This window comes from Bacteroides sp. RCH18 (genome assembly GCF_058231005.1).
The window spans coordinates 3,739,229-3,762,023 of sequence record NZ_JBIPTC010000001.1 but is presented as its reverse complement, the minus strand read 5'-3'; the positions used below and the strand labels follow the sequence as shown (position 1 = coordinate 3,762,023).

General features: G+C 50.9%; 19 protein-coding genes. 8 read left to right on the top strand and 11 right to left on the bottom strand.

Annotated features, from left to right (window positions below; all coding sequences use genetic code 11):
- The first annotated feature begins 16 nt into the window (after window positions 1-16).
- From ACHLI0_RS14670 to ACHLI0_RS14640, 7 genes are all read left to right on the top strand, one after another.
- On the top strand, window positions 17-1,735 hold the full coding sequence (locus ACHLI0_RS14670) for a RagB/SusD family nutrient uptake outer membrane protein (RefSeq protein ID WP_055219273.1): 1,719 nt from the start codon (window positions 17-19) through the stop codon (window positions 1,733-1,735).
- A 33-nt stretch (window positions 1,736-1,768) separates the two neighbouring features.
- The gene (locus tag ACHLI0_RS14665; protein WP_011108772.1) at window positions 1,769-2,812 is read left to right on the top strand and encodes a DUF5017 domain-containing protein; all 1,044 of its coding nucleotides are present in this window, start codon (window positions 1,769-1,771) and stop codon (window positions 2,810-2,812) included.
- Window positions 2,813-2,850: 38 nt separating this feature from the next.
- On the top strand, window positions 2,851-4,815 hold the full coding sequence (locus ACHLI0_RS14660; RefSeq protein WP_061473276.1) for a DUF4988 domain-containing protein: 1,965 nt from the start codon (window positions 2,851-2,853) through the stop codon (window positions 4,813-4,815).
- Between the two features lie 13 nt (window positions 4,816-4,828).
- Entirely contained in the window at window positions 4,829-7,435 is a 2,607-nt protein-coding gene (locus tag ACHLI0_RS14655) for a BT3328 family hyaluronic acid endo-lyase (protein ID WP_490749494.1), read from the top strand.
- A 144-nt stretch (window positions 7,436-7,579) separates the two neighbouring features.
- On the top strand, window positions 7,580-8,524 hold the full coding sequence (locus ACHLI0_RS14650; protein ID WP_490749493.1) for a tRNA-dihydrouridine synthase family protein: 945 nt from the start codon (window positions 7,580-7,582) through the stop codon (window positions 8,522-8,524).
- Between the two features lie 54 nt (window positions 8,525-8,578).
- Window positions 8,579-9,841 carry a DcaP family trimeric outer membrane transporter gene (locus tag ACHLI0_RS14645; RefSeq protein ID WP_490749492.1) on the top strand — a complete coding sequence of 421 codons (1,263 nt, stop codon included), beginning with the start codon at window positions 8,579-8,581 and terminating at the stop codon, window positions 9,839-9,841.
- A gap of 468 nt (window positions 9,842-10,309) precedes the next feature.
- Complete coding sequence (locus tag ACHLI0_RS14640; protein ID WP_490749596.1) at window positions 10,310-11,539, top strand: site-specific integrase; 1,230 nt, start codon at window positions 10,310-10,312, stop codon at window positions 11,537-11,539.
- Window positions 11,540-11,616: 77 nt separating this feature from the next.
- Here the strand turns inward: ACHLI0_RS14640 and ACHLI0_RS14635 are convergent, their stop codons facing one another.
- From ACHLI0_RS14635 to ACHLI0_RS14585, 11 genes are all read right to left on the bottom strand, one after another.
- On the bottom strand, window positions 11,617-11,928 hold the full coding sequence (locus ACHLI0_RS14635) for a helix-turn-helix domain-containing protein (protein WP_490749491.1): 312 nt from the start codon (window positions 11,926-11,928) through the stop codon (window positions 11,617-11,619).
- A 3-nt stretch (window positions 11,929-11,931) separates the two neighbouring features.
- Complete coding sequence (locus ACHLI0_RS14630; protein ID WP_490749595.1) at window positions 11,932-12,099, bottom strand: helix-turn-helix domain-containing protein; 168 nt, start codon at window positions 12,097-12,099, stop codon at window positions 11,932-11,934.
- Between the two features lie 420 nt (window positions 12,100-12,519).
- Window positions 12,520-14,424 (bottom strand): DNA topoisomerase, encoded by a 1,905-nt coding sequence (locus ACHLI0_RS14625; RefSeq protein WP_490749490.1) that lies wholly within the window; start codon window positions 14,422-14,424, stop codon window positions 12,520-12,522.
- A gap of 54 nt (window positions 14,425-14,478) precedes the next feature.
- On the bottom strand, window positions 14,479-14,592 hold the full coding sequence (locus ACHLI0_RS14620; protein WP_490749489.1) for a DNA topoisomerase III: 114 nt from the start codon (window positions 14,590-14,592) through the stop codon (window positions 14,479-14,481).
- A 30-nt stretch (window positions 14,593-14,622) separates the two neighbouring features.
- A complete protein-coding gene (locus ACHLI0_RS14615) occupies window positions 14,623-15,507 on the bottom strand; it encodes a phospholipase D-like domain-containing protein (protein WP_490749488.1) in 885 nt (294 codons plus the stop codon).
- A gap of 13 nt (window positions 15,508-15,520) precedes the next feature.
- Window positions 15,521-16,732: a DUF6047 family protein gene (locus tag ACHLI0_RS14610; protein WP_490749487.1), complete on the bottom strand. Its 1,212-nt coding sequence runs from the start codon at window positions 16,730-16,732 to the stop codon at window positions 15,521-15,523.
- Between the two features lies 1 nt (window position 16,733).
- Window positions 16,734-17,834 (bottom strand): DUF6047 family protein, encoded by a 1,101-nt coding sequence (locus ACHLI0_RS14605; RefSeq protein WP_490749486.1) that lies wholly within the window; start codon window positions 17,832-17,834, stop codon window positions 16,734-16,736.
- Window positions 17,835-17,851: 17 nt separating this feature from the next.
- Window positions 17,852-18,811 carry a DUF6047 family protein gene (locus ACHLI0_RS14600; RefSeq protein ID WP_490749485.1) on the bottom strand — a complete coding sequence of 320 codons (960 nt, stop codon included), beginning with the start codon at window positions 18,809-18,811 and terminating at the stop codon, window positions 17,852-17,854.
- 12 nt (window positions 18,812-18,823) lie between these two features.
- Window positions 18,824-19,636, bottom strand: coding sequence for a DUF6047 family protein (locus ACHLI0_RS14595; protein ID WP_490749484.1), 813 nt, complete (start codon window positions 19,634-19,636; stop codon window positions 18,824-18,826).
- 5 nt (window positions 19,637-19,641) lie between these two features.
- Window positions 19,642-21,057, bottom strand: a complete 1,416-nt coding sequence (locus ACHLI0_RS14590) for a DUF6047 family protein (protein ID WP_490749483.1) — start codon at window positions 21,055-21,057, stop codon at window positions 19,642-19,644.
- A gap of 25 nt (window positions 21,058-21,082) precedes the next feature.
- Window positions 21,083-22,132 carry a DUF4099 domain-containing protein gene (locus ACHLI0_RS14585; RefSeq protein WP_490749482.1) on the bottom strand — a complete coding sequence of 350 codons (1,050 nt, stop codon included), beginning with the start codon at window positions 22,130-22,132 and terminating at the stop codon, window positions 21,083-21,085.
- Window positions 22,133-22,352: 220 nt separating this feature from the next.
- Here ACHLI0_RS14585 and ACHLI0_RS14580 point away from each other — a divergent pair, with 220 nt between their 5' ends.
- The gene (locus ACHLI0_RS14580; protein ID WP_490749481.1) at window positions 22,353-22,790 is read left to right on the top strand and encodes a M23 family metallopeptidase; all 438 of its coding nucleotides are present in this window, start codon (window positions 22,353-22,355) and stop codon (window positions 22,788-22,790) included.
- Window positions 22,791-22,795 lie beyond the last annotated feature (5 nt).

Below are 22,795 nucleotides of genomic sequence, written 5' to 3'. Positions count from 1 at the left end.
AAAAAAGTATTCGATTATGAAAGCATTAAAAATAACAATCATAGCTCTATTGGCAGGTTTCAGCATGGCATCCTGTGACTTTCTGGACAAAGAACCTACCAAACTGACGCCGGAGAACTACTTCAACACCCCCGCTGAAGCCAACTCCTTCCTGACAGGCATCTACGCCATACTGTCGCAACCTACTTTCTACGGCGGCGACTATATGTACCTCGTAGCCGGTGACGACTTATCCCACTACGGAGGTAGCGGACGCGGTCCCGCATCTACCGGACTGATCTGCAACAACGCCACCACCAGTGACAACGCCGTGACTGCCTTCTGGTATGCCCTCTATTCAGGCATCAACCGTGCCAATATGTTCCTCGAAAACATCGACAAAGTAAACGGTTTCGATGCAGGCGTCAAAGAACAGTACATCGCCGAAGCCCGCTTCCTGCGTGCATTCTATTATTTCAATCTGGTAGAGTGCTGGGGAGATGTTCCTTTCAAAACAGTTTCAACCCAAAGCGTTACCAACCTGAATATCCCGCGTACGGACAAGCAGGAAATCTATGACTTCATCATCTCCGAAATGGCAGATGCCGCCGAGACTGGTCTGAAATCGGCCTCCGATCTTGCTTACAAGCCAGGACGTATCTCTCAGTCTACCGCATGGGGCATACTGGCACGTGTATATCTGTTCCGTGCAGGCGAGCATTACCGTGAAGGTCGCAATGCCACACAGGCCGAAAAGAAAGACTATTTCGAAAGAGCCAGCTTCTACGCCCAGAAAGTAATGACTGCCGGTCACAAACTGGCTGCCAACTACTGGGACCCTTTCATCGATATGTGTTCCGACAAGTATAACACCACTGCCAACGAAAGCATCTGGGAAGCCGAATTTGCAGGAAACAACACTTCGGATACACAAGCCGAAGGCCGTATCGGTAACATCATCGGACTGGCCGGTCCGGATCTGTCCTCCAAAAGCGATGTGACGGGAGCCAAAGACCCCGGATATGGCTATGCCTTTATCTACAGCACTCCGAAACTGTACAACCTTTATGTGAACAACGGGGATACCAAACGTTTCAACTGGAGTATCGCTCCGTTTGAATACAAAGAAGCCGGAGGCAAGAATACAGGCGTTACCCATCGTGAATTTGAGCAGGGCAAACTTGCTGAAGTAATGTCTCAATACGGTCAGCAACGCGGAACTTACCAGTACGCAGATGACACAGAAAAGACCACAGCCACCAAGAACTTCAGCCGTATGTGCGGCAAATACCGCCGTGAATACGAAGCGGATAAGAAAGACAAGAACTATACGTCTATCAACTTCCCGATCCTGCGCTATGCTGACGTACTGCTGATGATCGCAGAAGCGGAAAACGAAGCGAACAACGGCCCTACCACTCTGGCTTACCAATGTATGAAGGAAGTAAGAGAACGTGCCGGACTGAACGAGCTTCCCGACATGACGCAGGAAGAATTCCGCCAGACCGTGAAAGACGAACGTGCCATGGAACTCTGTTTCGAATACACCCGCCGTTTCGACCTGATCCGCTGGGGTGAGTATGTGAAGAATATGAGAGCATTGGTAACCGAAGCACAATCCGGCAACAACTGGACGCAGGGACCTACCAACGTATATACCTACTTCAACATCTCCAGCACTTACAACTACTTCCCGATTCCGGATGCGGAAATGAGTGTGAACAAAGATATCACACAGAACAATCCGGGTTGGTAATCACAGTATTCATCGATAAAAGTATCATAGATTATGAAAACATATAAACTCATAGCCATCTGTATAGCAAGCCTCTTCTTTGGGGCTTGCAGCGACGGGCTGGACGAAGCGGTAGGTCTGCACGTAAAAGTAGCGACCAACGAGAATGTAAGCTTCGACGGACAGATCATTACTGCCAAAAAAGGTACTCCGATAGAGTTCATCCTTTCGGGCGATCCGGACTTCCTGACATTCTTCAGTGGAGAAGCGGGCAGCAAATACGAATATCGCGAACGCGAAACGATTGATCCTTCACAGATCAAGTCGTCTATGCTGAACTTCTCTATCTGGTTCCAGTACGGTAACCCGAGCACGACATTGGAGAAACACGTATATATCTCCGACGAATTCACCGGATTATACAAGGATAATTTCGAAGCTGACTCTTTGCTTGTAGAGCAATTTGAGAAAGACGGTAAATGGAAAGAACTGGTTCCGCAGTCCGCATTCCCGACAGCAGCGGTAGGCAATGCCGATCTTGCCACTCCATACAGTTTTGATATGAAAGAATACATGGGCAAACGGATTGCAATCGCTATCTGCTACCGTGGCATTGACAATACAGTGGCACAATCCAAGATGTACTTTGAGCGGATGCGCATCAATAATGTGATGACGAGCGGACAGGAAGCAGAATATTCTGCCGGTTCTTTCGGCTTTACTCCGATCAATATGAAGAACAAATGGAATCTGAAGGATCAGACCAGCATGACCAAAGACCGTGAATACGGGACAGTTACCAATAACGTATCCGGTATCTGGAACCTGACAGGTGTAGGCGGCGGCTCCTTCTTCATCCATAGTACGAATGCCAACGATCCGCTGAAATACAGCTGGCTGGTTTCCGATCTGATTACCGTTAACTCTTGCAGTCCCGATCAGGGAACGAAAGTAAAGGATATTACCCAGCGTCTGGATAAGTACACATATACCTACAATCAAATTGGTATCTACAACGTGACATTCCTCGCTCGTAATGCCAATATCGATCATTCCTCCACGACTACTTACCACATGGTGGTAAACGTAGTGGAATAACAATAAACGAATAAAATAATAATTAATACATTATATCTATGAATTACTTTAAATCAATCATGTTAACCGCATTTGCGCTGTTTGCATTGGCAGCGTGCGATACAGACGACTTGAGAGACGATGTTGACAATCTGAAAGACCGCGTAGAGTCTTTGGAAGCGCAAGTCAGTCTATTGAACGATAACATGACAGCTATCAAGCGACTGCTTGAAGGTGGTCAGACTATCACAGAAGTGACGAATACAGACGGTACATATAAACTGAAACTGAGTAACGGAGAAACCATCTCACTGACACAAGGCTCGAAGGGAGAAGTTGCTTATCCTGAGATTACTGTCAATGACGAGGGTCAATGGGTAGTGAACGGTGAGGTATTGATGCAGAATGGCATACCTGTTCAGGCTGTGGGCACTCCCGGTAAGGATGGTATAGCTCCCAAGTTCCGGATTACGGACGAGGGAAGTTTCTGGCAGGTAAGTTATGATAACGGAACCAGCTGGGAAGACGTACTCGATACAGACGGTCAAAAGGTATCCGCAGTCAGCAATGGTTCCGGAGGAAGCAGTGCAGACTCTTTCTTTGAGGAAGTATACGTAGATTCAACCGGGGAATTCTTCGTTGTCAAACTGAAAGGACAGACGGAAGCCATCTCTATCCCTATCGTAAAAGACTTGCTTTGCGAAATCACCGAACCGGAAACCGGAATGAAGAACGGATACTGGGAAATAGGCTATGGCAAGACTGCCACTACGACTGTAAAAGTGAAAGGTGAAAACATTATCGTTACTGCTCCTGCCGGATGGGTGGCTACTGTGAGCGAAGCGGATGAAACGACCAATGTAGCTACATTGAGCATTACAGCTCCGGCAAACGCAATGAGTACACGTGCAACGGCGGATAACGGTTCCGACGTAACAGTGCAGGTTAATAAGGGTGCCAGTTGGGCGGTTGCCAAGATTCAGGTGAAGGCTGTAGAGGTAGTTGACAGCTACTACGAACTTTACAACGCAGGAGGAACTATCGAAATAAACGGAATCAAAATACAAAAAGATGGCGCAGATGGATATGGAGAAGCAACCTTGATTACTTCCGAGTCTGAAAGCAAGGAAATCAGCCAGGCAGGAGTTTACTTCATCAAACCGGGAGTTGAAATTACGTATACTGGAACCGGAACTCTCGATAACCTAGTTCTTATCGGAGACAATGCAGAGCAAAAGGTTAAATGTATTGTCAGCAAACCTATTATCTTAGGAACAGCAAGTGCTAAGGGAGCTTTCATTATGAATATCAACATGGATGCCAGCACACTTGCCAACTATGTATTCTCAATTACAGGTAATCTTTCTCATCTGGCATTCAGTAATAGCGAATTTTCTGTGTATGAAGCCAGAAATCTGGTTAATTGTGCAGCCGATAATGCAGGCGTATCTGAAAATATTTCTATCATTAAGAGCTTAGTTAAATTTAATGTGACTAAAGATTGGACAGCTTCACGCGTATTAAACTTCACCAAGGGACTCACATGCACATCTGTAACGTTCGAAAACAACGTAGTTTATCCTTCTACAATAGAATATACGATTAACGGTTGTCTGCTCTTTGCACAAGGACAGAATTTGGATTCAAAAGTGATAATCAGCCATAATACATTCATCAATTTTATCTCTAGTTCTCAGTCCCTTGTAAGAGCAAACGTAAATAACGATGTTACTTTCTCTAACCTCTTATTCTTCTATAACGCAAACTTTGGAAATAAAAACGCCACATTAATAAATGTAGGAGATGGAGCTATCGGAACATTAACATTTGCAGATAATATTCGCTATAACAACGGAACTTCTGTAATCAACCTCAATCCGTTCGGAGGAACCGCCGCCCCCGGATACCCAAACACTGTAGTTCCTTTGGCAGAAGCAAATCCGTTCGACGGCGGCACCTTCGACCTCGCCAACGGTATCTTCGTTCCGAATGCAGAATATGCCGAATACGGTGCAACCAACTAATACCGACTAACGTATGAAAAAAGTAATATCAATCATATGTATCACCCTCCTCGTCGCACTTTACTCGTGCGACGAACGGGATGATCTGCGCTCCGACATTGACAACCTGAAAGAACGGGTAGCCAATCTGGAAGCAAGCATAGAACAGATGAACTCGGACATCAGCAACTATCAGCAGATGGTTGAAGGTAAGATTTTGGTGGTGGGATATAGCAAGGATGAGCAGGACAACTATACCATCGAACTGAGTAACGGCGAAACTGTAACCATATACAGCGGCAAAGTAGACATAAACGATATGCCTTTGTTCAGCGTCAACGCGTCAGGTCACTGGGCATATACCATCAACGACATGACCACCGAACTGCTCGTTAACGACAAACCGGTAAGCGCCATCCCCGAAGCGGGAACAGCAGGCGTAACCCCGAAACTGAAAGTAGATGCAAACGGTTTCTGGCTGATCTCTATCGACAACGGAAGTACCTGGAACAAACTAGGCAACAACCAGATTGCCGACGGAACACAAGCCGTTGCCAACGCAAGTTCCCTGTTCAGCAACGTAACCATCGACGAAGCGACCGGACAGATCACCTTTACCATCCGTGCCGACAACAGCCAAGTAAAAGTCCCCATCTACGGAAAAGACTTCTACCTGACAATCAAGTATGAAGGCACAGCCACTTTCGGTCTGGGACAAAAGCAGGAATTCCTTGTAGAACAAGCCAATGTGGAAACAGCCACCATCGAAAACCAGACATGGGGCGTGAAACTGACGGAAAACAAACTGATCGTCACCGCTCCAAAGACAAACGTGCAAGGGAAAGAATACGAAGAACAGATATACATCAAGATATTCTCGAAAGAAGGCTACTGCCGGGTAGTGAAACTTCCGGTAAAACTGCTGACCACGGAGATAGATGCCAACTCGGCTTTAGCCTGGCAACGCTTCAGGCAGGGAGAGGACAATGTGCTGCTCGACTATTCGTATGCCGGATATAATCATGGAGAAAGTGCGCCGCAAGGCGCATTTTCTTTAGGATACCAAGTGATCAACGTAAAAGAGCGCATGACCGCCAAGAACATGACCGCCCGTGAAGCGCTGATCAGCATCCTGCAAGAGAAAGGTATGACAAGAGTAAACGGAACCAACAAGCTGAACGCCAACGCGAGGATTGTAATCTATTTCCCCGCAGGCAACTACGTTCTTCACAACGACGACGACAACACCCGCGACGAAAGCAAGCAGAAGGACGCCGTTGACTCGAAAAACAACAATGTCAGCAGTGGCATTGAAATCTATGGCGGTAACTTTGTGATCAAAGGCGATGGTCCCGACAAGACGCGTCTGATCATGGAAACGCCTAATCTGCCGACAAGTATCAGTAACCTCAGTTCATCACCTATACTGTTGGCAATCAAGCACACCAACGGTCCGAACAATGCCGGTAACTCCCCCAAGCTCGCTTCCGTAACCGAGAATGCCAAGCGCGGAGACTTTACCGTGCAAGTCAGCGGAACCACCGGAATCTCCTCCGGTCAGTGGGTACAACTGCGTCTGCGCAGCGGAGACAGGGAACTGGTAAAGAAAGAGATCGGTCCGATTGCCCTCAACGAGAACTGGGCGATAGCGAAAGCCCCTATCTCCATCAACCAAAGCTCCGACGACCTGTATGGCGTCAAAATCACCGAGTTTCATCAGGTGAAATCCGCCTCAAACGGCAAGATCACTTTCTACGAACCGATCATGCACGACATCGACATCAAGTATAACGATACAGAAGGATGGGAAATCCGCACGTACAAATATCTGGAGAATGTCGGTGTAGAAGACCTCAGCTTCGTAGGAAACGCATTGGACGGCTACGCCCATCACGGAGAAGGACACGCCGAACAGGCTAAAGTAGGCTGGCAATACGACGGAGCCTATAAACCGCTGCTGCTGCAACGTGTAGTCAATTCATGGGTACGCAACGTCCACTTCGAGAGTGTCAGCGAAGCGCTTACTTTTGCCGAATCTGCCAACAGCTCGGCATACGATATCCGTATCAGTGGAAAACGCGGACATTCAGCCGTACGTTCGCAAGGTTCTTCACGCGTCTTTATCGGCAAAGTCCGCGATGAAAGCGCAGGAAATGACGTATACGGAAAGAGTTGTCAAGGGCAGTTCCACGGCTGCGGCGTATCGAAGCCAAGTGTAGGAACCGTATTATGGAACGTAACCTGGGGCAATGACGCCTGTTTCGAATCCCACGCCACACAGCCCCGTGCCACGCTGATAGACAATTGCAGCGGCGGACTTGTATACTACCGCGCAGGAGGCGATGAAAATGAAGTCCCCAATCACCTGGGCGACCTCACCCTGTGGAATCCGAATGTGACCGGAACGGACTCTCACGCTTCTAACTTCGCATGGTGGAGCGACAGCGATACATGGTGGAAGATTTTCCCGCCTATCGTAGTCGGTACACATGGTATGAACGTGAAATTCTCCGGTAAAGAGCAGCAACAAGTCACATACGAAGAAAGTACCGGTATGAAGGTATCCCCCGAATCTTTGTACGAGGCACAATTGCGGGAACGTCTGGGCTATGTACCCGGATGGCTCAACGCACTTAAATAACAACCAATCACCCGCACGATTTTTCTAACCTTCAGTTAAAAACGTATATGAAAATCAGACTTTAATCAATTTAACACCCAAAAGAGAGGGGCCGGGAGGTTCCTCTCTTTTACTTTTCCGTATCTTTGCAGCAAATTAAAAGATATGCAAGATACACTACCCATCCATTTTGCTCCGCTGCAAGGTTACACCGAAGCAATTTATCGCAATGCACATGACGCCTTCTTCGGCGGTGTAGACACCTATTATACTCCGTTCGTACGATTGGAAAAAGGTAACTTCCGTCGCAGAGATGTCCGGGGAATCGAACCTGAGAACAATGGGGTGCCCCACCTGATTCCTCAGTTGATAGCCTCATCGGCAGAGAAAGCAGAAGTGATTTTATCCCTTTTCATCGAAAAAGGATATCAGGAAGTGGATATAAACCTAGGCTGTCCGTTCCCGCTTCTGGCGAAACGTCATAACGGCTCCGGCATCCTTCCTTATCCCGAAGAGGTGAAAGCATTGCTCAGCATTGTCACCCGATATCCGCAAATCAGCTTCTCCGTCAAAATGAGACTGGGATGGGAACAGCCGGATGAATGCCTGGCACTCGCCCCCATACTGAATGACCTGCCTCTGCGCCAGATCACCATGCACCCCCGTCTGGGCAAACAAGGTTACAAAGGAGAAACAGACTTGCAAGGATTCTCAGCTTTCCGGGAGGTCTGTCAGCTTCCGCTTGTTTACAATGGAGACATTCATAATTTGGAAGATATTCAACGTATCAGCGCACAATTCCCCTCACTGGCGGGAATCATGATAGGACGCGGACTACTGGCAAATCCGGCTTTAGCACTGGAATACAAAGAAAACCGTACGCTCGCGCCCGATGAAATGAGGGATAGACTGAAATCCATGCACAAAAGCGTGTACAACAATTACGACGTACTATTGGAAGGAGGAGAGGGACAGCTACTGACTAAAATGAAGACCTTTTGGGAATACCTGGCGCCCCAAACCGACAGAAAAGTACTGAAAGCGATTCATAAAAGTACGAATATCAGCAAATATTATCAGGCTGTCAGTGCCTTTTTTAATCAACGGTAGATTGAGAATCAGTTATTTTATGTAATTTTGCGCCCGTTTATTAACAAGCACATTATGAAAAAATACATTCTATTATCTCTCTGCTTGATGACACTATCAAGTAGTTTCGCACAATTAAAGGATTTTAAATTCAAATTCTACGGACAGATTCGCACGGACTTCTACTATAACAGCCGTGCCAACGAGGAAACTGTAGACGGATTGTTCTACATGTATCCCAAAGATGAAGTGCTCGACGGCAATGGTGAAGACCTGAACGCTACATCGAACAGTAATTTCTATACATTATACTCCCGTTTGGGACTGGATGTGGCAGGCCCGAAGTTGGGAACAGCCAAGACATCCGCCAAAGTGGAAGTGGACTTCCGCGGGTCGGGAACTTCTTACTCCACCATTCGTCTGCGCCATGCATACTTTAACCTGGACTGGGGAAAGTCGGCTGTGCTGGTAGGTCAGACATGGCATCCGTTGTTCGGTGATGTTTCTCCTCAGATTCTTAATCTTTCCGTAGGAGCACCGTTCCAGCCGTTCAGCCGTGCACCACAGATTCGTTACCGCTTCAACAACAAACACTTTCAGTTGACCGGAGCGTTGGTATGGCAGTCTCAGTATCTGTCACAAGGACCTGCCGGTAAAAGTCAGGAATACATAAAGAAGAGCAATATCCCTGAGATTTATGTCGGAGCAGATTACAAAAACGGAGGATTTCTGGCGGGTGCCGGCATTGAAATGATTTCATTAAAGCCACGTACTCAATCTTCATGGGAAGAAAAGACGTTTGATCCGACCACCAATAGTACTATATCAATCCCACATACGTACAAAGTAGACGAACGTATCACTACCCTCTCTTATGAGGCTCATGTAAAATATACCAATAAAAATTGGTTCATCGGCGCCAAGAGCGTATTAGGTTCCAACCTGACACAAGCATCCGGTTTGGGAGGATTTGGAATTAAGCACATAGACAACAAGACAAAAGAGCAGGAATACACTCCGATACGCTTCTCCAGTTCCTGGCTGAATGTGGTCTACGGACAGAAATGGAAACCGGGAATCTTTGTAGGATACGCCAAAAACTTAGGAACAAGCGACGAATTAGTCTCTGAACAACTCTATGGTACAGGAACCAACCTCGATAAACTGGTAACTGCCGGAGCTGAACTTACCTACAACGTTCCTCACTGGAAGTTCGGAGTTGAGTATACATTGAGTTCGGCATGGTACGGCAAGCTGGATAAATCGGATGGTAAAATCATAGACACCCACTCCGTCAGCAACAACCGTATTGTAGCAGTCGCTATGTTCATGTTCTAATTTGCAGAAGATCATTCAACAGAATTTAAGTTCCTACATCATTTTAAGGCCGACTAAAAAGTCGGTGGTATCTTAAATCTCCTCCTTCGGGAAGGGGGAATTAATGATACTATTGACTTATTTATCAGTCTCAATTTGTTTCAAAAAGTTTCAGACGCTTGAAACTTTTAGTTTCAAAGGTTGAAACCATTGGTTTCAAGGAATGAAACTAAGTATTTTTTCACAATTTACGAAGGTAGCGAAAACCAATTAACAATCAAAGAGTTATCATTTTTTGATTTTGGTTGATGGTAGAGAAAGCGAGCATTATAGGAGATGTTTTGCTGCGACTTCCGTTACTTATCCGTTACCCTGCAAATACGGATATTTTATAGAGATTAAACGGCTATTTTTCAATGCATTGCGTTGCTTTTCATAACTTCAAAAAGCTCGATATTTATTAATTTTGTAACTAAAAGAAACGAGTTTATGAGAAGTACATTTTCCGTGTTGTTTTATACCAAGAACCAATCGTTGAAAGATGGTAGGGTCCCCATCATGGGACGTATAACCATCAATAAGACTACTGCCTGCTTCAGTTGTAAGCGGGAAGTTTCACTGGCATTATGGGATGCTAAAGCCAATAGAGCGAAGGGGAAGTCCGACGAGGCCAGATGGCTGAATCAAGAGCTTGATCATATCAAGGCCCAGATAACAAGGCATTACCAGTATATCTGTGACCATGAGAGTCTAGTGACTGCTAAAAGTGTCTATAATCGTTATCTTGGTTTTGGAGATGGTTATCACACCCTTATGGGGCTGTTTAGGGAGGAGCTTGCCTCCTACAAGGAAAAGGTGGGCAAAGAAAAGGCGGCAAGTACCTACCGCGGGCTGGTGGCAGACTACAACAATCTACTGCTTTTTCTCAAAGAGAAGAGGCGTATCGAGGATATAGCCATCGCTGACCTTGACAAGAAGTTCATCGAGGACTATTACAACTGGATGCTCGGAACATGCGCTTTGGCTAGCTCGACGGCTTTCTGCCGGGTCAACACCCTGAAATGGCTGATGTATACCGCTCAGGAAAGAGGCTGGATAAGGCTTCATCCATTCATCGGTTTCGACTGCCTGCCCGAATACAAGCGGCGTTCTTTCCTCACCGAGGAAGATTTGCAAAGTATCATCCATGTCAAGTTGAATTACAAGCGCCAGCGTACCATCCGTGACATGTTCCTATTCATGTGCTTCACTGGTTTGGCGTATGCGGATCTGAAGGAGATCACGTATAAGAATATCCATACGGATTCCGAGGGTGGAACATGGCTGATGGGCAACCGTATAAAAACCGGTGTGGCCTATGTGGTGAAGCTGCTGCCTATCGCTATCGAACTGGTCGACAGGTACAAGGGTGAGAATGAAAAGAAAAGTTCGCCTGACAAGGTGTTTCCCGTAGGCGAATACCAGACCATGGTATCCAGCCTGAGGGTTCTGACCAGAAAGTGCGGCTGCTCGACCGAGATAACCCCGCACATCGGGCGTCACACCTTTGCTGTTCTGGCCATTTTAAAAGGGATGCCGCTGGAAACCCTGCAGAAAGTGTTGGGGCACAAATCCATCCTTTCTACCCAAATTTATGCCGAGCTGATCAATCCGAAAGTCGGTGAAGACACGGACAAGCTGTGTATGAAGATCGGTGACGTATACCGGCTTACCAACTAAAGAAACCACTAGGTATGAAAAAACTCCTTCGGCCCAAAGTTGCTGAAGGAGTTTTTTTCATGTAAAGTATACGTTATTTATCTTATATACTTTCTGAAGTCCTTGTAATTTTTTTTTAGAACCTCGTACAATCCGCTTTCCGGATAGAGCAGTTTACCTCCTGCCGCGGTGACGGAGGTATAAGGAATCGCTTTCTCGTCTCTGAGGGCCTGCAGTGTCCTTTTGGAGATATGCAGTTTCTCACAGACTTCCTCTCCTGAGAGATAATGTTCATCGGCTATGCCCGGGCGTATTCGTGCCGTTGCTTTTTCCAGCGCTCTTCCGGTTCTCTTGATCCATCCGGTGAGTTCCTTGAACTCTTCCGAATCTTTGGAAATGATTTCTGCCATCTGTTATTTTCTGTTTTTTATTAAACCTTCTTCCAGTATTTTCTGTATATCCGCTTCACGGTAGAAATATTTTCCACCGATATGGGAGCAGGGTATCAATCCCCTGTTCCGATGTGCCTGAAGACATCTTTTTGAGATACCCAGAGCCTGACACACCTCTTGCGCGTCAATCCATTTATCCGGAGATGGCGGAGCAGTTTTCCGGTTGAATTCTTCCATTTGTACAGACAGTGTGCTAAGCTGTCGTTTTAATTCCAGATAAGCACTTGTTTCCATAATTATTATTTCCATAATTTAATGTTTTTAGTAAATTCAGGTGCAAGATATTGAAGATGAAGGCATTTCTTTTTTGTGTCATGCATAGTCATGTATTGTCTCTAATGGCCGGTCGCTTTTCCCAAAAGGCTGTCGTAAACCACTATACCCTTTGTTGGCAGCCTGTTCGGCTTGTCTGTTTCCTACCATATAAGGCGCGCCTCTAGACATTCAAGGGAAATCTCGGTCCTGTCTTCTGGAAACTGACCGGAAATGAATCTTTCCCAAGCGATGCTTGCCATCTAAATTACAGCTATGGTGAATGCTGGCAGTCCGCTATCCTTCAGGTCTTCTGTCCTTGAATGTAATCTCTACCTTGTAATTCTCGTCCATTCTGAGCGACGCCTCATAGGGTTTTCCCGCCTTGGTGATGAATTTCAGGAAGGGGGTAGCTTCCCCTGCCATCAGCCGTGTCATCTCTTCGTCTGCCATCTCCCGTCCGTTGAACATGCGCGGAAGATGGAACGCGCAGTCGGGATCTCCGCATTTGGCCACCCTGTCGTAGAGTGTCACTGTTCCTGTTCCACATTTCGGGCAGGCGCACCTTGCCACGCCCGGGTTCCTGACCTGCAGGGCGAGCAGTTCCGATACGATTTTCCGTGCGTACTCATGGATACCCTTCATGAACTTCCCGGCACTGAGCCTTCCTTCCTCGATTTCACGCAGTGCCTCTTCCCAGGCGGCCGTCATAGCCGCATCGGCGATTAGCTTGTCTCCTACGATACCGTATATCTCCAGCCCCTTCTCCGTCGGGATGAGACGGCCTCCGATACGCTCTACGTACCGGCGGGCCACCAGCAGGTCGATGATTCCCGCACGGGTGCCCGGTGTCCCGAGCCCGCACCTCTCCGTTATTTTCTTTTTGCTTTCACCGTCCACCGTGCCGCCGGCGTTTTCCATGGCAGCCAGCAGTCCGGCTTCCGTGAATGGTAGCTGCGGCTTTGTACTGTCTTCCAGTATTTCTGTTTCCAGTACCGCCAGTGTCTCTCCCTGATGGAACTGTGGCAAGGGGTTGCTTTCTTCCACCATGTCCGGTCCGTTATAAATGTCCCGCCATCCCGGGTACTTCACACATGAGGTTTCGGTCTCGAATTCCATTCCGCCGTAATCGACCCTGACACGTACGTTCTCCCTAACACATCCTTCGGAAAATGCTTCCAGCATCCTCCCGGCGATCAAGGAGTAGATGTTCTGCTCGTCCGGGGAGAGCCCTTCGGGCACCTCTCCCGTAATGAGAAGGGCATGGTGTTCCGTTACGCTGTTCCCGTCCACAGCATGAGGGTTCAGACCATTCTCGAGCAGCCTTTCTGCGTGCCTTCCAAACTGGGGATGTCTTTTAAGGGAGGCGACGAGCGTGGGTGCCTGTTCGAAGATATCTTCCGGAATGTGGCGGCATCTGGTTCTCGGATATGAGACGTATCCTCTTTCGTAGAGCCTTTGGACGACGGAGAGGGTCTCTCCGGCTGCCATGCCTAGACGTGTATTGGCCTCCTGTTGCAGACCGGTCAGGTCATGCGGCAGAGGCGGCTTCTCCATATTCTCTTTCTTTTCCACGGCAAGGACCGTACAGCGGCTTTCGCCCTCCAGTCCGGCCCGGGCTTTTTCCGCATCCTCTTTCCTTTCATACCGGAAAGGACGCGTGAAAAGAACTTTCTGCCCGTCCTTGCAGACTCCGGTCCGCAGATGGTAAAAGCTCACGGGCACAAAATCCCTGTTCTCAAGATAACGACGGCAGACCAGTGCCAGCGTGGGCGTCTGCACCCGTCCGAGCGAGTGGTTGCCCATGCCGGTGGCTATCCCCAGGGCGATGCTCGCGTTCACGCCCAGTATCCAGTCCGCTTCCCTGCGTGCCCTCGCCGCCAGGGCGAGGTTGTCCAAGTCACCGTCCTCTCTCAGATTTTTGAAGCCATTCAGGATGGCCTTTTCCGTCAGGGAGGATATCCACAGGCGCAGGGCCGGTTTACGGTAACCGAGATAGTCCAGGAGATACCGGCTGACCAGTTCTCCTTCACGCCCCGCGTCCGTGGCTATGACCAGAGCGTCGGCGTTTTCGAGCAACCCGCGGAGCACTTCCAACTGCCGGGTGGCTACCGGGTCGGTGACATACCCTTCCTCCGTCCTGACTTGTCTGACAACGAGGCGGAACGGGACCGGAATGAGGGGAAGCGCCTGCCGTTCCACACGAGTGGGCCCGTAAACGGACGGCGGTGCCTGTGCCAGCAGGTGGCCGTAAGTTCATGTGACAGCATACCCGTTGCCATAAAGATATCCTTCCGCCTTTTCGTTGGCGCCCAGTACGGAGGCGATGCTCCTTGCCATGGTTGGCTTGTCTGTAAGTACGATTCTCATAATTTTTGTTTTTATCAGGTAAATAATTAATTATATTCTTATGCCTTTGTTTTTGGCCTTTGTATTTTTGACTTTTGTGTTCCGGACCGTTCTCTTCTCCCTTGCGGTATTCCTCCCGTTTTTTTCCACCTTTTCGGAGAGCGGTACAGCCTCTTCCGCCCCTTGGGAAATGGAAGTGACCTTCGGGCTGTCGGGCCGGCGGGCGGGAAACATGTCATACCCGCCCGGGCCGGCATCCAGCCTCACATGTTCCAGGGGACGCAGATATTGTTGCCCTTTCCCGCCAGAGGCGAACTCGTAGATGACCGTCTCCCTTCCTTGCAGCAGGCTTTCGTAGTTCTGGTAATACAGGCTCTCCGGCGGTACGCCGTTCTGGCGCAGCATCCCGCAGATCCCGTCCGGACAGAGGGCGCCGAACCGCCTGTCATGGGGAGCCATGAATATATACCTGTAGGTGGAGAGCAGCAGCCTCTCTGTGAGCAGGCTGGGACAACGCTCATAGCCGTTCATCCGGTTTATCATCCTTCCGACACGGTCCAGCCTTTTGGCAAGGTCACGGGGCCTGGAATGCAGCGGGATGCTCCCCAGCTCTTCCAGCGAGAGGTTGATACGGCCGATGACCGCCCTTTCCCAGTCCGCTGTCAGGTCCGCGCGGTTCTGCCGGAAGTTGTCGCGGAGAATCCGCAGCGGATTTCTGGTGCCGAGGAACAGCCTGATACGTTTTCCAGGTGTCGGTTCCCTAAGATTGGACGCACTCCAGCGGATGACGTTGAAGCGGTAGGCGTCCATGAACTGCCGTAGCGGGTTACGGTACGAGAAGATGTCCCTCAGTGTTCGCATCAATGCCCGCCGGCCGACAGCGCGGCGGCCCATATCGACGGGCACTTCCGGGGTGAGTGGTTTGTTGGTTGTCATATATGCTTACAATTTACAGTTTTACTTGTCTTCCTGCGGCATGTTTCCGTTTGGAAGAGGGTTGTTTTCTCTTTTTGCCGGTATCGGATCCCCTGGGGGTATCCGCCGGACTCTCCAGCATGCGTGATATCCTGTCGGCATACCTCGTTTCTGACCATGGCATCCCTGTCCGGACTCCCTCTCTTACCAACAGGGCGGCAGCGATCTTTCTGGAAGTCTCCCGGAGCTCCGCCATCCTCTCTCCGAGAGGAAAGTCCGGATGGAGCTCCTTTTCCCTGGATAGCCTTCCGAGTTCTTTTTCCACGGGGGCGAACTCCCTCCTGTAGCGGAACGGTTCCTCCAGCGCCAGGTGGGCGTATCCTTTTTCTGCGATGTCCTGCAGGGTCATGATATCCAGGTTGCGTCTGGAAAGTTCCAGGGAGCCGGCCGTAATGAACCTGTCGAGGTTGGCTGCCGTGGGTGACAGGTCGAAGAAGGCTACCGGACGGTAATTTCCGAACACTTCCAGTCCGGGCTGGGAGGCAGGGAAACACCTTCCGGGTTGCCGGGACATCTCCATCAGCCGTTTTGACGAGGTCTCGATGCGGAATATGGACAATGTCCCCAGTCCCTTTCCACAGGATGAGTAGAAATTGTCGGCTATTTCCTGTAGGTATTCACGCAGGTGGCGCGGGCCATGCAGTCCCCTGTTGAACACCCTGACACCCTGGTCTGTCTTTACGGCGGTCACGAGGAACCGGGCGGTCTTTCCTTGAAGGATACGTTCCCGTGCGGTCTCGTGTGCCACGAAATCTTTGTAGCCAGGCGAGTGTTCCAGCCCCTCCAGGTTCCTGCGGTCCGTTTCCACACCGTGTGCCTCCAGATAGGCGGCCCGTCGCAGCGGGACGGAGTTGTCGTCCGTGATCCCGCCGTTTTCGATGATGAAGCGCCATACCTGCCTGGGTTCCTTCTCCAACAGTCCGTTGGAAGGGGGCAGCTCCTCTTTCCGGATGCCGGCATAGAAGAGCAGCAGGTTGTCGGGGACACCTCGGGCTTCCTCAAGTACGGCTTTACGGGCCGCTTCTTTGATGAACCGGATGAAGGGGTTCCCGCTCCGGGGTGTATGGTCCGTTATCATGAAGGAAGCTATCCGGTTGTCTGGACACAGTTCCAGACAGAAGTCCTTTAGTTCTTCTTTTTGGGGACGCGTTCTTTGCAGTCCCAGCTTTTCCAACCATGAGACCATATTATCTTCCTATTTTAGTTTTTTTACCTATCTTTTCCGGTTTCTTTTCCCGTCTGCACCTCGTATCCGAGGTGGGCAATTCATATCCCCGCACGTCGTATTCGTTCTGCAGGATGCGCCATGCCGTATCGCTGACGGCTTGTCTCATAGAGCTCCCGAGCAGCGTGTCCGCTTGTGAGGAGAGGAAGGAATGGTTCATCTGCGAGCGCAGAGAGGAAAAGCTGCAGAAATGCCTGAAGTTTCTGTTTTCTGGCATCTCGTCAAGATTTCCCGTCCTGCACAGCCTGTCCAGTATGCCGATGTTGAAGGGAGTCTCACTTTCCCTGAGCTTGAATGTCTTCAGCATCTCTCGGTATCGGGCGAGGTCGGGGGACATGTCGCACTCCACGGCGGGCTTGCATCCCCGCAGGATGTCCGTCCGGAGGAATTCCGCCCTGGCGGGAATGAAACGGCACCGGTCATCAGGGGTGAACATCCTGCCGCACTCCCGCGCCTTTTCCACCAGCCTCGCATTGTCCGTGCTGAAATAATAGACGCCCAGTTTGTCGGTATTCCGGTGTATCGAGCTGAAGAAGTTGTCCGCATTATACTGGAGATAGCTCTCCGCCCGCTCCAGTCCCCGGCCTGTGTCATCGAAGAGCAGCACGCCCTGTCCGGTCTGTATAGCCGTGAGTACACGGTTGCCGGTATCCTTCTCACGGTTGCGGTGGAAGTCGTGGTAGGCTTCCAGCAGCCTGCCCGCCCTCCCGTTGTGGATTGTCCTTTCAAGCTCGCCGACGATAAAGTCCCGGCTGTCGGTCCTCCTGTAGGAGTCGGCCGTCTCATGGACAAATCCGATATCCCGCAGTCTCTGGTAGTCGTCGGAGGGCCACGCGCCTCTGTCAATTATATCCCGCACAAGGGGTTCCACCCGGTTGCCATCTTCACCGACGGCCTCGATACAGTAGATCCTTTCCTCGGGCAGGTAGGCCCCTTTCAGCTGTCCTCTGACCTGACTGAAACAGAACTCCCCGAACCGGCGGTCCAGGTCATTTACGTCAGAAGACAGCATTCGGCAGTATTCCAGCTCGTTCCTGCCGTTCAATATGAATCCGATATACATGGTAGTACTGTTTTAATTTATAATTTTCTACCGGAAGTTTTCCGTCCGGCCCTTTTCCTTTTCTCTGATGCCTTCTCACACTGCCCTGCCAGATGACGGATGCCGTCCTTTACCCGGTATGTCCTGATAGGGAACGGTTCACCGGATACCAGCAATTTGTTCCGTGTAAAATCCGCCATGCAGTAGAGCAGGTGCCGTGAGGCGGGGCGGTCATTCTCCGGCAGGTACAGGGCGTGGCCTTCGGAGAGCACTCTGAACTGTTCGTTCTCCAGCCTCACGTTTCCCACAAGCAGGGCGGTGTCGGGATTGCCGAGGTATTTCTCCAGCGACCGGTGCCCCCTTACGTCAAAGTCCCGGCGGAGGATATCGTCCGCCTTTTTCCTTATCTGGGATGAAAGCTCCCTGAAAGCCTGCGGGTCAAACAGCTCCGCGGCTTTCACCTGCGTCACCTTTTCGAACCGTTCGGCCAGGGGAAGCAGCTCTCTGTAATAGGTGAACGGCCGGTCATGGATATTCATGTAGCCGCGCTCCCTGATCGATAGCAGGCGGTATATGTCCTCGTTCTCTCCCCTGGAAGAGAGTTCGAAGCCCGTGTATCCCCTCACTTTGGAGAATAGTCCCCGGTATTCGTCGGCTGTCGGGTTCATCGCGTGGTAGAGTCTTGGCTCGAGGCTATCGGTAAACCCGGCGGGAAGGGCCTCCCGTGGAATGTATTCCGCCTTTCCCGTTCCTTCCCGGCAGGACATGCCATGTCCGCCACCGTTGATATGGGGCATCAGCTCCCTGCGCCGCCCGGAGTACTCATAGATCTCCAGCGCCCCGTCATGGGCATGCGGTTCGAAGTACCTGTCAGCGGCACGCTGGAGATATCCCCTGAGGGCCTCCTCACCGGTCCTGCTGCCGGAGAACAGCAGGTAACCGTGTTTTCGGAGCACCACTTTCAAGGGGGCGGTCCTGTTGTTTTTTTCCATTGTCATATGTTTCTTATTTTACATTTTGGGACGTATCCCGGTCCTTTTACGTGTTTTTCCTAGCGGGCTGTACAGCCTCTTCTCAACCTCCGGTCTGATCCTGACGGTTTTCCGGTCCTCTGGCGGGTTGCCACCGAAGATGATCCGGTCTGTAGCTTGGTCCACCCACGCGTAGGCATGCGAGGGGTTGTTCCCGCTTTCTTGCGGCAGATACAGCCCGAAGCCCTCTTTCAGTACGCTCCTATGAGGTCCGTAGAGAGGGACTCCTTCCAGGATGACGCGCTCCGCCGGATCGTCTAGTATTCTCCCGGCCGTCCGGTGTCCCCGGACATCATAGGCGGAGTCCATCAGTTTCTGCAGCTGCCTCCTGGTCTCGAGGGTCTGCAGTAAATTCTCCCTGTCGCAGGCGGATTTTGCGGGTATCCGTTGTAACTCCTCCGCCTGGCGATCATAACGCTCCAAGGCATCCAGGGTGTCCGTAATATTGACGTTGCGGGCACTTATCTCACAGCCCGCGTTATGGCAGAAACTGCGGAAGTCCTCCGCAGTGGGCCTCATCTCATTGCTGTAGAGGAGTTCCATCCGGCTGCCATGAGGCTTCGGACCATAGGGGTACTCGTCCGGCCGCATCCTCCCCGGGTTGACCCAGGGGCGGTTGCCAAGTTCCCCTTCGGCCCTGTATACACGTAACGCTCCGGAATTGAATGCCGGATTGAAATAGGCGTCAGCCGTCTGTTGAAGGAACTGCCGCAGCTTTCTCCTGCCTTCCGCCGTGTCGGTAAAGGCGAGGAAGCCGCCCAGGGTCTCTATCGCTGTGTAGGTCTGTTCCATGATGTCTATAACTTTAAATTGTTCCCGTTCCTCTTCCCGTTTCTCTTTGCCCGCGCTTTATCCGTTTTTACTGCCCCCGCCTCATAAGGGACGATCTTGCCGTCCTTGACCTGGTATACAGGCTTGAGTCCCGGGGGATTCTTATAGGCCATGACCCGGTCGCAGGTCTTATCGGCATGGATGTAACGGAGTCCGGGCATTTTTGCCGACAGTCCGGGGAAGTAAATCCATCTCCCTTCGAGCAGCGCCCTTCTCAAAGTGTCATCGGCCTCGTGTTCCCCGATGAGGAACGGCACGCTGCGGTCATTCAGGAGCCGCTCCAGGGTGCGGTGCCCCCTTACGTCAAAATCCGTTTTTAGGATACCTCTCGCCTTGTCGTGCATGTCGTCCAGTATCTTTCCCATGTCATCGCCGCCGGGATTTCCCCGGAGAAAGCTGTCCATGCGTTCCACGAACTTCCGGAACTGATGCTGGTAGGAAAAGGCTGGATCAAGAATGAGCTGCCGGTCGAAGTGCCGGGTAAGGGAGAGCAGCCGGTAGATATCCGCGTTGCATCTGTTCATTCCGCATCCGGAAAATTCCGTGAGGTTGCGGTATCCTTCCGCACAGGGTGTCATGTCGGTAAAGAAGACCAGTTTCAGTTTTCTTTCATCGGGCAGGTCTGCCCGTACCGGGGAGTTCGTGAACTCGTACACGTATCTCCCGGTATCGGGATCTTTCCTGCAGCAGGCGTCAATCAGCAGAGCCAGATTTGCCGGAACGGAATGCATGTCATATTGTTTGACCGGTCCCGGTTCGCTGTGTATCTGCCAGTAGTTGTCCGCCAGGTGCTGGTAGAATTCCTCCAGCCCTTTCCTTCCTGTCAGCCCGTCACTGAAAACAAGTATACCCCTTGATGTTTCCACAATATGCAGGGGCAGCCTGTAGGCGGGATCATAGCCGTATAGCCGCGCCTTCTCTTCCTGCTGTCGGCGGAAATCCACCAGGCGGTCGATCTCTGCGGCCGTCAGCCGCAGCCGTCCGCCCGGTTCCATGGACCGTTTCAAGACGGATCTCATAAACACCGCGTCACGCAGGTTGACGCTCACCACCGGTTCCAGGCCGCACCTTTGGATATGGGGCAGCAGTTTGCCTATGATGTATTCCTTCACGGGAATGTCCCGGGATATGGAAGGGACATCGGACATACGGGGGAAGCGGTAGATCTCCAGACGGGTATCGGGGACGAAGGCCGATATCCGGGCGGTCTCCATCCCGACATGCAGCAGGCTGAGGAACTGGTAGGTCATGCCGTCCTGATCCGGATTGACAGGGTAAAGCTGGTAGGAAATCGCGGCATGGGGCTTGTCCATGCCGGTTTCGTACCCGATGAGCAGGCACCCTCCGCTGTCCTGCCTGAACAGCTCCTCCAGTTGTTCCATGTTGTCTTTTATGGATGCCATGCCGTTACATTTTCGGGGTTATCTTTGATTTGCGCGCATAGGTCCTCTTTTCAGGCTTCTGTGTTTTCTCTGGCTTCTTCGTGCTTCTTTCCCACAGGAACTCGGTTCCGCGTTCGGCGGCGCTCATCTGGATGGAGGTACGCAGGATTTTTCCGTTTGAGGACTTGAACTCGATGGGTACCTCCTTGCCGGCCGTGTAGTCGGCGTACTCCTGTTGCGAGAGCGTGTAATCCTTGATTTTCTTGGGGCAGCGAGCCTGGTCCGCTGGGAGGAAGAACATCTCGTTGGTAACCGGGTCTTTTGAAAGGTAGCACGGTTTCGTCTCCTTGCTGCGGAAGTCGACGACCAGGTCTACCAGCCTTCCGGCGTTGCCTGTCCGGTTCAAGGCGTCCAGCACGTCCTCCTCCAGCTTGTATCCCCGGTATTCCTGTCCCACCTTAGGAGCCTGGCGGATAAAGTGCAGGTCGAATTTGGCTAGGCCGTTCTCGTCGCGGAAGAGCGAGAGCTTGGCATCCCCCTTCTGGCGTCCCAGCTCAGTGTTCATGGAGATGTCATAGGCTATGCCGGACTGTCTGCCCTGCAACAGCCTTTCCATGTCGCCCGTCTGTTTGAGTACGTCCGGAGCGAGCCCGTAACGCTCGGCCTGCTGCCAGTTGATCTCGCGCTCGTTGAAAAGGTGGTTGTTGTAGATCCGGTTATCCCGGGAGAGTTCGCGTCTTAAGGACTCGTTCTCGGGGAGCTGGGCCTGTTCGATCCTACGCTTGGCTTCCTCCACCGGGGTCTTCTCCTCCATCCGGTACAGCGCATAGCGTGTCGGATGGTTGTACTGGTACATGAAGTTCTTCCCGAAGTTGGTGAAGAAATTTCCATGCCGGTCCACGCGGATAAACTGGCTCTTGTTCGTTTCATTGGCCTCGAGCGTCTCCAACTCTCCGTTTGCCGCGATGCCCTTGACACCTTTCGCCTTCTGCTCCTTCTTGTCGTAAGCCATCAGGTAACCCTGTTCCTGAGTGGCGTTTTCGCTGCCTGTGGCAGCCGGTTTTACCTCTTCCATACTGTTAAATTTTAAAGTGGATAAATCGTTTCGGGAGATAAAATTACTATCTTCGTCTTAAAATATTCTGATTATGAGAAAGTTGTCATTAATAGTCATGTTTTGTCACCTTTTGTCAGTCTCCTCCTGTGTGAGGGAGAACGGTACGGCTGGCGGAAACAAGGGTGAATTGTTAAAGGAACATTCCACCGGTACTGCCGAGAAGTGAACGGTTACTTGAATGGCCCAACGTGGTCTTATTCCCCTGACGGATTATCCCATACTCTTCCCCCTTGACAGAAGATACACCCGTTTCAGGGTCTCGTCCACGTTCGGTATGAGGGTACATCCGGTAAAGGGAAGGAGGCTGTTCCACCAGGGGGTGGACCTGGCCGCTCCCTGTGGCACCCCCGTGTACAGTGCGGGTAACGGCAGGGTCATCGAGGCACGTTACAGCCGGAGTTACGGTTGGTTCGTGCATGTCCGGCATGCGGAAGGATACTCGACACTGTACGCGCATATGAGCGGGCTGCATGTAAAGGCGGGCACTCATGTCCGTATCGGGCAGCATATCGGGGATGTCGGACATACGGGGGTGGCGACTGGCAACCACCTGCATTTTGAGTTAAGGAAGGACGGTGCCTTGCTGGACCCGCTCTCATGGCCGCCTTTTAAATAACCTGT